Origin of the sequence: Lelliottia sp. 7254-16, from assembly GCF_002922995.1 — a bacterium.
In the GTDB taxonomy this organism is placed as follows: Bacteria; Pseudomonadota; Gammaproteobacteria; order Enterobacterales; family Enterobacteriaceae; genus Enterobacter; species Enterobacter jeotgali.
This window is the reverse complement of the sequence record NZ_PQVS01000027.1, coordinates 15,212-26,555: the sequence shown is the minus strand read 5'-3', so window position 1 is coordinate 26,555 and position 11,344 is coordinate 15,212. Positions and strand designations below refer to the sequence as shown.

General features: G+C 49.8%; 16 protein-coding genes and 1 pseudogene. 6 read left to right on the top strand and 11 right to left on the bottom strand.

Annotated elements, in window-relative coordinates; all coding sequences use genetic code 11:
• Positions 1 to 315 precede the first annotated feature (315 nt).
• Positions 316 to 477 carry a hypothetical protein gene (locus tag C3708_RS23740; RefSeq protein ID WP_158251384.1) on the bottom strand — a complete coding sequence of 54 codons (162 nt, stop codon included), beginning with the start codon at positions 475 to 477 and terminating at the stop codon, positions 316 to 318.
• A 45-nt stretch (positions 478 to 522) separates the two neighbouring features.
• Between C3708_RS23740 and C3708_RS23125 the strand changes: the two genes are divergently transcribed.
• Positions 523 to 1,077, top strand: coding sequence for a gamma carbonic anhydrase family protein (locus C3708_RS23125; protein ID WP_103950394.1), 555 nt, complete (start codon positions 523 to 525; stop codon positions 1,075 to 1,077).
• Here the strand turns inward: C3708_RS23125 and C3708_RS23120 are convergent.
• The 6 genes from C3708_RS23120 to dprA are packed head-to-tail and all read right to left on the bottom strand — an operon-like array spanning position 1,053 to position 4,837.
• Complete coding sequence (locus C3708_RS23120; protein WP_103950393.1) at positions 1,053 to 1,301, bottom strand: DUF1488 domain-containing protein; 249 nt, start codon at positions 1,299 to 1,301, stop codon at positions 1,053 to 1,055. The two genes, C3708_RS23125 and C3708_RS23120, sit on opposite strands and share 25 nt — an antisense overlap.
• Positions 1,298 to 2,116: a shikimate dehydrogenase gene (aroE, locus tag C3708_RS23115; protein WP_103950395.1), complete on the bottom strand. Its 819-nt coding sequence runs from the start codon at positions 2,114 to 2,116 to the stop codon at positions 1,298 to 1,300. Before aroE ends, C3708_RS23120 begins: the two co-directional genes overlap by 4 nt.
• 4 nt (positions 2,117 to 2,120) lie before the next feature.
• On the bottom strand, positions 2,121 to 2,693 hold the full coding sequence (tsaC, locus tag C3708_RS23110; protein ID WP_103950392.1) for an L-threonylcarbamoyladenylate synthase type 1 TsaC: 573 nt from the start codon (positions 2,691 to 2,693) through the stop codon (positions 2,121 to 2,123).
• A 4-nt stretch (positions 2,694 to 2,697) separates the two neighbouring features.
• Positions 2,698 to 3,240 (bottom strand): type I DNA topoisomerase, encoded by a 543-nt coding sequence (locus tag C3708_RS23105; protein WP_103950391.1) that lies wholly within the window; start codon positions 3,238 to 3,240, stop codon positions 2,698 to 2,700.
• Positions 3,241 to 3,267: 27 nt separating this feature from the next.
• Entirely contained in the window at positions 3,268 to 3,741 is a 474-nt protein-coding gene (gene smg / locus C3708_RS23100) for a DUF494 family protein Smg (RefSeq protein WP_095283654.1), read from the bottom strand.
• A complete protein-coding gene (gene dprA, locus C3708_RS23095; RefSeq protein WP_103950390.1) occupies positions 3,713 to 4,837 on the bottom strand; it encodes a DNA-protecting protein DprA in 1,125 nt (374 codons plus the stop codon). The genes smg and dprA overlap by 29 nt, the downstream gene beginning before the upstream one ends.
• A 128-nt stretch (positions 4,838 to 4,965) precedes the next feature.
• Here dprA and def point away from each other — a divergent pair, with 128 nt between their 5' ends.
• From def to mscL, 5 genes are all read left to right on the top strand, one after another.
• Positions 4,966 to 5,475 (top strand): peptide deformylase, encoded by a 510-nt coding sequence (def, locus tag C3708_RS23090; RefSeq protein WP_095283656.1) that lies wholly within the window; start codon positions 4,966 to 4,968, stop codon positions 5,473 to 5,475.
• A 24-nt stretch (positions 5,476 to 5,499) separates the two neighbouring features.
• A complete protein-coding gene (fmt, locus tag C3708_RS23085) occupies positions 5,500 to 6,447 on the top strand; it encodes a methionyl-tRNA formyltransferase (protein ID WP_103950389.1) in 948 nt (315 codons plus the stop codon).
• Between the two features lie 52 nt (positions 6,448 to 6,499).
• Positions 6,500 to 7,786 carry a 16S rRNA (cytosine(967)-C(5))-methyltransferase RsmB gene (rsmB, locus tag C3708_RS23080; RefSeq protein ID WP_103950388.1) on the top strand — a complete coding sequence of 429 codons (1,287 nt, stop codon included), beginning with the start codon at positions 6,500 to 6,502 and terminating at the stop codon, positions 7,784 to 7,786.
• A 22-nt stretch (positions 7,787 to 7,808) separates the two neighbouring features.
• On the top strand, positions 7,809 to 9,185 hold the full coding sequence (gene trkA / locus C3708_RS23075; RefSeq protein WP_095283659.1) for a Trk system potassium transporter TrkA: 1,377 nt from the start codon (positions 7,809 to 7,811) through the stop codon (positions 9,183 to 9,185).
• Positions 9,186 to 9,331: 146 nt separating this feature from the next.
• A complete protein-coding gene (gene mscL, locus C3708_RS23070; RefSeq protein WP_095283660.1) occupies positions 9,332 to 9,745 on the top strand; it encodes a large-conductance mechanosensitive channel protein MscL in 414 nt (137 codons plus the stop codon).
• Positions 9,746 to 9,751: 6 nt separating this feature from the next.
• Here mscL and C3708_RS23065 read toward each other — a convergent pair whose 3' ends face one another.
• From C3708_RS23065 to rplQ, 4 genes and pseudogenes are all read right to left on the bottom strand, one after another.
• Positions 9,752 to 9,961, bottom strand: coding sequence for an alternative ribosome-rescue factor A (locus tag C3708_RS23065; RefSeq protein WP_095283661.1), 210 nt, complete (start codon positions 9,959 to 9,961; stop codon positions 9,752 to 9,754).
• A gap of 57 nt (positions 9,962 to 10,018) precedes the next feature.
• Complete coding sequence (zntR, locus tag C3708_RS23060) at positions 10,019 to 10,444, bottom strand: Zn(2+)-responsive transcriptional regulator (RefSeq protein ID WP_103948327.1); 426 nt, start codon at positions 10,442 to 10,444, stop codon at positions 10,019 to 10,021.
• A gap of 14 nt (positions 10,445 to 10,458) precedes the next feature.
• Positions 10,459 to 10,815: pseudogene (locus tag C3708_RS23055) on the bottom strand (DUF1992 domain-containing protein); the annotation flags it as partial.
• A 106-nt stretch (positions 10,816 to 10,921) separates the two neighbouring features.
• Entirely contained in the window at positions 10,922 to 11,308 is a 387-nt protein-coding gene (gene rplQ, locus C3708_RS23050; protein WP_001216372.1) for a 50S ribosomal protein L17, read from the bottom strand.
• Positions 11,309 to 11,344: the final 36 nt, after the last annotated feature.

The window sequence follows — 11,344 nt, the reverse complement described above, 5'->3', positions numbered from 1 at the left end:
GGCCTGCCGCCAGCGTTCAATCTGAGCCATGATCAAACTCTTCAATTTAAGTTTGATGCTCGTGAATTAAACTTCGTAATGAATTACGTATGTTCACTCAGAGACTTTGGTATTCATTTAGCGTCTTTCGACGTTTAGAATCCATGTCACTTTGAGTGCCCACACAGATTGTCTGATAAATTGTTAAAGAGCAGTGCAACGCGGCTTTCGCTCACCGTTGCGAGGTGGCGTATATTACGCTTTCCTCTTTCAGAGTCAACCCTGAATTTCAGGATTTTTTCTCTTCAACCGGCCCGGCTGTTTGTGTGAAGTGATTCACATCTGCCGTGTCGATGGAGGCGCATTATAGGGATCCCAGTTTTTAGCACAAGCGTTTTTTAGATCTTTTTTACCGACTGCTGCTTTTCCATTCTTTTCGATGAGATCCTGCCCGATCTGCTTAAAAATTGACGCATTTAACCCCTGCTGGTGCGGCATAATAGGATCATGATCTTTTGAATATGCTTACCAGCCGAGGTTGATATGTCCGCAGTACTCCGTCCTTATAAAGATCTGTTCCCGAAAATGGGGGAGCGGGTGATGCTCGATGACAGTAGCGTTATCATTGGCGATGTCAGAATGGGTGATGATGTCAGCATTTGGCCACTGGTCGCGATCCGAGGCGATGTGAATTATGTGGCTATCGGTGTACGCACCAATATTCAGGATGGAAGCGTTCTGCATGTAACCCATAAATCGAGTTATAACCCAGAAGGTAATCCTCTCATTATTGGAGACGATGTCACCGTCGGTCATAAGGTAATGTTGCACGGCTGCACGATTGGCAACCGTGTCCTGGTGGGCATGGGATCTATTCTGCTGGATGGAGTAATAGTAGAAGACGACGTAATGATCGGCGCCGGGAGCCTGGTCCCACAAAACAAACGCCTGGAAAGTGGCTATCTCTATTTAGGCAGCCCGGTAAAACAGATCCGCCCTTTAAAAGAGGCGGAGCTCGAAGGATTGAAATACTCAGCGAACAACTATGTGAAATGGAAAAATGAGTATCTGGCTCAGGAAAACCACACCCAGCCTTGATCGTCCTCCTGCTCATCACGGATCAAATCGCTGGCTTCTTCTTCCAGATCCCAGCGATGCTCCCTGAACACCTCAAGGGGAAGGGGCCCGCCAAAACGCTCCAGCAGCAGTTCACCTGAAATAGCGCAAGTTAATCGCACGCCGTTAACCAAAACAGGAAAACAGACCGCCTTTTTGCCTTCATCCCACTCTTCCCGGTCGGGAAACTGAATCGCCTGATTCATGCCAGCAATTCCTGTTTCAACTTTTCAATTACCGGCTCTACTTCAGGTAACACGCCATGCCAGAGAAAGACCGCATGCGCCGCTTGCCCCACCAGCATTCCCAGACCATCCGCCAGATGCTTCGCACCACGATCTTCACACCAGCTCAGGAAAGGCGTTTTTCCCTTTTGATAGAACATGTCATAGGCATATGTATGCGGATTAACTAAAGAACAAGGTATCGCAGGCACTTCACCACCGATGCCGCTGGAAGTGGCATTAATAATAAGATCGAACTCATGCCCGCCCAGATCATCCATCAATACAGCACTCACGCTACCCGTATGGGCAAAGAGCGTGGCCAATTCCTGTGCGCGGGAAAACGTACGATTCGTGATCGTGACGGCACAATCCAGAGAAAGAAGTGGCAACAGCACACCGCGAGAGGCACCACCGGCACCGATCAGCAAAATACGAAAGCCCTTCTTAATAAAGGAGAGCCTTTCAAGATCGCTTAATAAGCCAATGCCATCAGTGTTATCACCCAACAGCCGCCCATCTTCCAGCCGCTTAAGTGTGTTCACCGCCCCAGCAAGGGATGCGCGTTCGGTTAATTCATCCGCTCGCGCAAAGGCTTCTTCTTTAAAAGGAACGGTAACATTCGCCCCTCTACCACCGCTGTTAAAGAAAGCATCCAGCGTTGGAACAAAGTCATCTACCGCTGCCAGTACGCGACCATAGGTGTGATCGATTAGCAGTTGCTGAGCAAATTGCTGATGAATGAACGGTGACTTGCTATGAGCAATTGGGTTACCAAAAACAACGTACTTTTCCATCATTTCACCCCTGGCGAAAGCGCTCGCCGGTCAACGCATCACGGATTTCCGATGGATTTTGACGACCACCGGTGTCTCCGATAACAACCGGGAAATCATCACCGAACTGGGTCAACACTTCTTGTGATGTGCGACAAGGTGGCAACCCGGTCAGGTTCGCGCTGGTAGAAACCAACGGTTTACCAAAAGTCTGGCACAGTTCAACCACCAGCGGGTGATCGGTTACACGCACAGCAAGAGAGTCAAAGCGCCCCGTCAACCAACGCGGCGTCGTCGGCTGCGCCGGGAAAACAAAAGTGACCGGGCCAGGCCATGCCGCGAAAATAGTATCGCGCTGCGCCTGGTCCAACGTTGAGTCATCAATGTAAGGCTTGAGTTGCTCAAAGCTGGCAGCAATCAAAATAAGGCCTTTCTCGACCGGTCTTTGCTTCAGTTCTAATAAACGGGTAACCGCCGTTTCGCTGTCAGGATCACACCCGACGCCAAACACGGCTTCCGTTGGATAGGCGATGACTTCTTCATTTCTCAAGACTTCCACCGCACGGGAAATGGAGTCTGATGTTAATTTATTATTCACAGGTTTAATCCGCCGAAATCGGCTTTCCACATTGTTTACTGGCACAGAAGAGTTTAACGCTCTGCGCCGTTTTCTTCTCGACAAGCAGAGGATAATCGCAGTGAGGGCAAATCCCCGCTACTGGTTTGAGATTGATAACGAATTGACATTCAGGATAGCGATCGCAGGAATGGAAGGTTTTACCAAAGCGGGAACGGCGCTGCACCAGCTGTCCTTGTTGACACTGAGGACAAGCAATCGCGGTTTCATCAGGTTTATCAATTTGTTCTGTATGGCTGCACTCAGGATAGTTGCTACAGCCGATAAACATGCCATAGCGGCCCTGTCGCAAGGCCAGAGAGGCCCCACAAGCTGGGCACATTTGCCCCTCCAGAATTTTAACGATATGCCCGTCCGCCTGACTTTTCAGGGGACGGACATAATCACATTCTGGATAGTGTGAACAACCGAGAAACGGACCGTGTTTCCCGGACCGGATGACAAGATTAGCCCCACACTGTGGGCAGGGCTCATTATTAGACACCGTAAACAGTGCTGATTTGGCCATAACAACTCTTGGTGCTACATAGATGAATTAATGCAGCATACCTTCATTCACTTCAAAGAGTAATTCTTCCATTTGCTGATAGGCATTTTCACAGCCTGGAATATTAAACAGAACCATCAGGATCACCCATTTGAGGTCTTCCAGTTCAAACTCTGCCGTATCCAGCGCCATGACGCGCTCTATCACCATTTCTCGGGTATCGAGGTTTAGCACCTGAATCTGCTCCAGGAATAAGATAAATCCCCGGCAACTGGCATCCAGCCTTTCACACTCTTCAGCCGTAAAAATACGCACAGACAACGGATCTGAAGCAAGCTGCATCGGTTCGACAAGGCCTTCCTGATAATCAGCTAGCTTTTCTAACCACATTAACGCGTTATAGATATCTTCCCGTTCGAATCCTGCATCGGTAAGATCCCGCGTCAGTCGGTCTTGATCCACGCGCATTTCAGCTTCGTTATGGATGTAAGTCTCAAACAAATACATCAGTACGTCGAACATGGCTTGCCCTCCTCAATCGGACATAGCCGCCGGGTACAGCTGCGATCCATCCTGCTAACTCCAGTTCGAGTAGCTGTGCTACCGTCACTGGCACAGATTGGCCGGCACGTTCAGCGACAACGTCAACAGGTGTTACCTCATCTCCTACGTTAGCCAGGAGCTCAGGAAATGGCAATGCCACCTCCTCCTGATCTGATGAATAAAGTGACTTTTCAGGCTCATCTGGTATCCAGGTTAGCCCATATCGCAAATTTTCCAGGATTTCTTCAGGACAGGTTACTGGCGTGGCTCCTTGTTTAATGAGCCAGTGCGGCCCTTCACATCCGGGGTTACCAATAGGGCCGGGTAAGGCAAAAACTTCGCGCCCTTGTTCCATGGCACATCGGGCTGTCACGAGCGATCCACTCCTTATAGCCGCTTCGACAACCAGGACGCCCTGACTCAAACCACTAATAATGCGATTACGCCGTGGAAAATTAGCAGGCCAGGGTGATGTAGTGAGCGAAAACTCAGAAATAACCGCGCCTCCGGCATCGACAATCTTGTCGGCAAGGGCAGAATGTCGACGGGGATAAATACTGGACAGGCCATTGCCAAGCACAGCAATAGTTTTCCCCTGAACCGAAAGCGCCGCTCGATGGGCTATCCCATCAATTCCACACGCTAAGCCGCTGGTAATGGTAAACCCGCATTTCGCCAGCTGCTCACAAAAAAACCGCCCCCACCTCTCTCCATACCAGGATGGCCCCCGACTGCCGACTACCGCCAGTTGAACACTGTTTAGCACCTCAATTTCGCCCTTAACAAACAGTGCACCAGGATAGTCAGGCAGGGTCCGTAACCGCGGAGGATAGTGCGGGCTATCGGCTGAAATGAGGTAATGACCCCGGTGTTCAAGCCATTTAAGAGAGCACTCAAGATCGGCTTCTTTGGCATTTATAAATTGACTGGCCTGTTTATGTGTTAGGCCCGCATCTATCAGCAAAGCGGTATCAATATCTTGCCGTTGCGATAAACGTCGCGCGGCATTCAGCATCGGGTCGCCACACAAATTTCCAATGCTGATTAAACGTAACCAAATCTCTGTGGAAGTCATCCTTTTCCCCTGCCATAAGCAGCCTCAGCAATCTTTGCGATTGGTCACCGATGCTGTCAATCAGAGGGGGATTTGTCTAGAATAGAGGTAAGAATCTTTTCAACTCCTGAACACGGCTCTGGAAATTTATGGCAGTTTTGCAAGTGTTACATATCCCGGACGAGCGCCTTCGCATCGTTGCTGAACCGGTAAAAGAAGTGAATGCAGAAATTCAACGTATCGTCGATGATATGTTCGATACGATGTATGCCGAAGAAGGCATTGGCCTTGCGGCGACACAGGTTGATATCCATAAGCGTATTATCGTGATCGATGTTTCTGAAAATCGCGAAGATCGCCTGGTGCTGATTAACCCGGAACTGCTCGAGAAGAGCGGTGAGACTGGCATCGAAGAAGGTTGTCTGTCCATTCCTGAACAGCGCGCGTTAGTGCCTCGCGCGGAAAAAGTTAAAATCCGCGCGCTTGACCGCGAGGGTAAACCGTTTGAACTGGAAGCAGACGATCTACTGGCGATCTGCATTCAGCATGAGATGGATCATCTGGTCGGTAAACTGTTTATCGATTATCTCTCTCCGCTGAAACAACAGCGTATTCGTCAGAAAGTAGAGAAACTGGATCGTATGCGCACTCGCGCATAATATCCCCCGGATACAAGGAAAAACGTGTCTAGAAATCTACGTATTATCTTCGCGGGAACCCCTGACTTCGCAGCGCGTCATCTTGACGCGCTGTTAACATCTGGCCATCAGGTTGTCGGTGTATTTACTCAGCCCGATCGCCCTGCTGGTCGTGGCAAGAAACTGATGCCGAGTCCGGTCAAAGTTCTGGCTGAAGAACAGGGTTTACCCGTATTCCAGCCTGTTTCTTTACGCCCACAGGAAAACCAGCAGCTGGTTTCAGATCTGAATGCTGATGTCATGGTTGTCGTAGCTTATGGATTGATTCTGCCAAAAGCAGTTCTCGATATGCCGCGCCTGGGCTGTATCAATGTGCATGGTTCTCTGCTTCCACGCTGGCGTGGTGCAGCCCCTATTCAGCGCTCGCTGTGGGCAGGTGATAGCGAAACAGGTGTCACCATTATGCAGATGGATGTAGGGCTGGATACGGGCGATATGCTGTATAAACTGGCCTGCCCGATCACTTCTGAAGATACCAGCGCAACACTCTACGACAAACTGGCTGATTTGGGTCCGCAGGGCCTGGTTGAGACATTGCAGCAGCTTGCTGATGGCAAAACTCAGCCTGAAGTCCAGGATGAAAGCCAGGTGACCTATGCTGAAAAGCTCAGCAAAGAAGAGGCGCAACTCGACTGGTCACTTTCTGCTGCCCAGTTAGAGCGCTGCATCCGCGCCTTCAATCCGTGGCCAATGAGCTGGATGACCATTGACGATCAGCCCGTTAAGATTTGGAAAGCATCGGTGATTGATAGCAAGTCTCAGGCAGAGCCCGGTACCATTATTGAAGCGAACAAGCAGGGAATTCAGGTGGCCACAAATGATGGCATTCTGAATCTAGAATCGCTACAACCTGCCGGTAAAAAGGCAATGAGCGCACAAGACTTGCTGAATTCTCGTCGTGAGTGGTTTACGCCGGGCAAACATCTTGCCTGAGTGCATTTAATCCTAAGGCCCGGAGTTTCCGGGCATTTTTATTTTAGCGGTTATGAAAAAACAAAATCTTCGCAGCATGGCTGCACAGGCCATCGAGAAAGTGGTCGAGCAGGGTCAATCCCTGAGTAATATCCTGCCACCGCTTCAGCAGAAAGTTTCTGATAAAGACAAAGCCCTACTTCAGGAGCTGTGCTTCGGCGTACTGCGTACGCTCTCACAGCAAGAGTGGCTCATCAACAAGCTGATGTCCCGCCCGATGACGGGCAAACAGCGCACCATCCATTATTTGATCATGGTCGGCTTCTACCAGTTGCTCCATACGCGCATTCCGCCTCATGCCGCGCTGGCCGAAACCGTTGAAGGTGCGGTAGCAATTAAACGTCCGCAGTTGAAAGGCTTGATCAATGGCGTATTGCGCCAGTTCCAGCGTCAGCAGGAAGAACTGGTCGCAGAGTTCAGCCAGTCCGATCAACGTTTTCTCCATCCCGACTGGTTGCTTAAGCGTCTGAAAAAATCCTATCCACAGCAGTGGGAAGCCATTGTTGAAGCCAATAATCAGCGTCCACCGATGTGGCTGCGTGTAAACCGCATTCACCATACCCGCGACGAATGGTTGGCGTTGTTGGAACAAGCTGAAATGAACGGCTTCACGCATGATGCCTATCCCGATGCTGTGCGACTGGCCTCTCCAGCCCCGGTACATGTATTACCCGGTTTCGAGCAGGGTTGGATCACCGTTCAGGACGCCTCTGCGCAGGGTTGTATCACTTATCTTGCACCACAAAATGGCGAACGCATTCTGGATCTCTGTGCTGCGCCTGGTGGTAAAACAACGCATATTCTTGAAACCGCGCCACAGGCCAGCGTTCTGGCTGTCGATGTGGATGAGCAGCGGCTTTCCCGTGTGTATGACAACCTGAAACGCTTAGGTCTCAAGGCCCAGGTTAAACAGGGAGATGGACGCACCCCTGCAGAGTGGTGTGGAGACGAACAGTTTGATCGCATCCTGCTGGATGCTCCTTGCTCCGCAACGGGTGTGATTCGTCGTCATCCAGATATTAAATGGTTGCGTCGGGACCGTGATATCAATGAGCTGGCTCAATTGCAGAGCGAAATTCTCGATGCCGTCTGGCCGCACCTGAAGTCTGGCGGAACGCTGGTCTACGCAACGTGCTCCGTCCTTCCTGAAGAAAACACTCAGCAGATTGCAGGATTCCTTAAACGCACACCTGATGCCACGTTACACATGACCGGCACAGTCGATAATCCTGGCATCCAAAACCTGCCGGGAGCGGAAGAAGGTGATGGCTTCTTTTACGCTAAGCTAATCAAAGCGTGATGTTGAAAACGGGTCGCAAGCTATGAAGATTATCATTCTGGGTGCAGGACAGGTCGGTGGAACGCTGGCCGAGAACCTGGTGGGTGAAAACAACGACATCACCATCGTTGATACCAATGGCGATCGCCTGCGCGGATTGCAGGATAAGTTCGATCTGCGCGTGGTTCAGGGGCACGGCTCGCATCCGCGCGTTCTTCGTGAAGCGGGAGCAGACGATGCCGACATGCTCGTCGCGGTCACCAGTTCGGATGAAACAAATATGGTGGCCTGCCAGGTGGCCTACTCGTTATTTAACACTCCAAACCGAATTGCGCGTATCCGCTCGCCGGATTACGTCCGTGATGCAGAAAAGCTATTTAATTCTGAAGCGGTACCCATTGATCATCTCATCGCCCCGGAACAACTGGTCATTGACAGTATTTATCGTCTGATTGAATATCCCGGCGCACTGCAGGTGGTTAACTTCGCCGAAGGTAAAGTCAGCCTTGCCGTGGTGAAAGCCTATTATGGCGGCCCGTTAATTGGTAATGCGTTATCCACCATGCGCGAGCATATGCCGCATATTGATACTCGCGTAGCAGCAATATTCCGCCATGACCGCCCAATTCGCCCACAAGGGTCGACTATCGTTGAAGCGGGTGATGAAGTGTTCTTTATTGCCGCGTCACAGCATATTCGTGCGGTGATGAGTGAACTACAGCGACTTGAAAAACCGTATAAACGCATCATGCTCGTTGGCGGCGGTAATATTGGAGCCGGGCTGGCACATCGTCTCGAGAAAGATTACAGCGTGAAGTTGATCGAACGCGATCAACAGCGCGCCGCAGAACTGGCCGAAAAATTACAGAATACGATCGTATTTTATGGCGACGCGTCGGATCAAGAATTGCTGGCAGAAGAGCATATTGATCAAGTTGATCTGTTTATTGCAGTCACCAACGACGATGAAGCAAACATCATGTCGGCCATGCTGGCGAAACGCATGGGTGCTAAAAAAGTCATGGTACTTATTCAGCGCAAGGCCTACGTCGATCTCGTGCAAGGCAGCGTCATCGATATTGCAATTTCGCCGCAGCAGGCAACTATTTCGGCCCTGCTAAGCCATGTCCGTAAAGCCGACATCGTTGGAGTTTCCTCTCTGCGCCGTGGTGTTGCAGAAGCAATAGAAGCCGTTGCGCATGGGGATGAAACCACCTCCCGTGTTGTTGGCCGGTCCATTGATGAAATTAAACTACCGCCAGGCACCATCATTGGCGCTGTCGTGCGTGGCAATGATGTCATGATCGCCAATGATAATTTACGCATCGAGCAAGGCGACCATGTCATTATGTTCCTGACAGATAAAAAGTTTATTACCGACGTCGAACGTTTGTTCCAGCCAAGTCCTTTCTTCCTCTAACGGTTAAAGGTGTCCGAACGGGCACCTGTAACTATTAACCCTCTATTTTATAATGCTTAATTTTTCATAACGATTATTTATCCTCAATGGAAATTGGCTAATGATTTGTTAAACTTAGGATCGTCAGCTGGCTCAAGGAGAGTAAAATGAGTGTTATAAAAGAATTTCGCGAATTTGCGATGCGCGGGAATGTGGTGGATTTGGCAGTGGGTGTCATTATCGGTGCGGCATTCGGCAAGATTGTTTCGTCTTTGGTTGCCGATATTATTATGCCACCGCTAGGGCTGTTAATCGGGGGGATCGATTTTAAACAATTCGCAGTGACCCTCAGAGATGCTCAGGGCGATATCCCTGCTGTTGTAATGCACTATGGCGTGTTTATTCAGAATATTTTCGATTTCGTGATTGTGGCCTTCGCTATCTTTATGGCGATCAAACTCATCAACAAACTCAACCGCAAAAAAGAAGAACCTGCGGCTGCGCCACCGGCACCAACTAAAGAAGAAGTGCTGCTTACTGAAATTCGCGATCTGTTAAAAGAACAGAACAATCGCGTCTAACCAGGCTTAAAAAACCAGGAGGCCAGTGGTAAAAAAGTGAATCACTTTCTTGCCACTGGCCTCCCAGTTACCTCTCTTATCGTGTTTACCCTTACGCAGATAACTTCCTTTCCCCTTTTTATTCTTTTCGACACGTTGCCGAAAAAGTGGGTCATGCAACAATGCTTCAATGGCATTGTCCTTAATCTGCCCCTTCGTGTGCTGATAGCGGCTCATAAATTCTCCAGATTGTAAGTAAAATCGGCGCGAGTGTAGATCCGCCATAAGTAAAAATCAACAACCACGAGGTATTGAGTTGGCGCCCTGCTCCAGGGTTTCGAGAATTGAGCAATAAATGCTGCTATGAGCAGTTCCGCAGCATGCATCATTCAGTCGTTGCAACGATCGCTGCATGGTTTGCAGTTCTTCTATTCGCGCCTCAACTTCACTTAACCGTGCCTGAACGATGCTTTTAGACTCCTGGCAGGTATGGTGCTCTGGATCGATACGGATTGAAAGCAATTCGCGGATCGACTCCAGCGTAAAGCCGAGTTGTCGTGCATAGCGAATAAATTTGAGTCGCTGAAGATCATTTTCGGTATATAGACGAAACCCACCCTCTGTGCGTACCTCATGCTCCATCATTTGCTGCTTTTCATAATAGCGAATGGTATCTGGCGTTGAGTCTGCGAGCTTTGCAAGTTCTCCGATGCGGTACATGCCTGGTCCCCTTTGATTGTCCTGAACAAACGATCCGAATATTGACCACGTAGAAAATCAGTATTCACTCCAGCTTGCTGCAATTTTAGTTCGATCAGCATTAAACGCCGGCGAAGTTCATCTGCCATCGGATCGTCGTACTCAATACTGTTGAGTAAATCATTTAAAGCGAGTGCATCCTTACGATATTCCAACTCTGATGGAAGGCAACCAGCATTTTTCAGCAATCGGTAACCAGAGCGTAACTCTGCCGGTACAAAGCTATCATCATCAAGCACCAGCGGCTGGCCGTTGCCTGGCAGGTTATTAAATTCTCCTTTGCGCTGGGCTTCCAGGATATGACGTTCCGCCCATTGGTCAAGCAGCCACATGGTAGAAATCCACAAGAGAAAGTATTGATTTAAACAGTGTAGAGAACTGGAGATTCAGGAGATATAAAAAAACCCGCCGAAGCGGGTTCTTTTACGTTACTGCAGATTACTCTGCAGCAGCTTCTGCTTTAGATTCAGAACGATCAACCAGCTCGATGTAAGCCATCGGAGCGTTGTCGCCTGCACGGAAGCCACACTTCAGAATACGAGTGTAACCACCGGCACGGCTCGCGAAACGCGGGCCCAGTTCGTTAAACAGTTTTGCCACGATCTCGTTATCACGAGTGCGGGCGAATGCCAGACGACGATTAGCAACGCTGTCAGTCTTGGCAAGAGTAATCAGTGGCTCAACTACGCGACGCAGCTCTTTCGCTTTAGGCAGGGTCGTCTTGATGATCTCATGACGAACCAGTGAACCTGCCATGTTGCGGAACATAGCCTGGCGATGGCTGCTGTTGCGGTTCAGTTGACGACCACTCTTACGATGGCGCATGACCTTATCCTTCTCAGTAAAACCTTAACCTGTGAT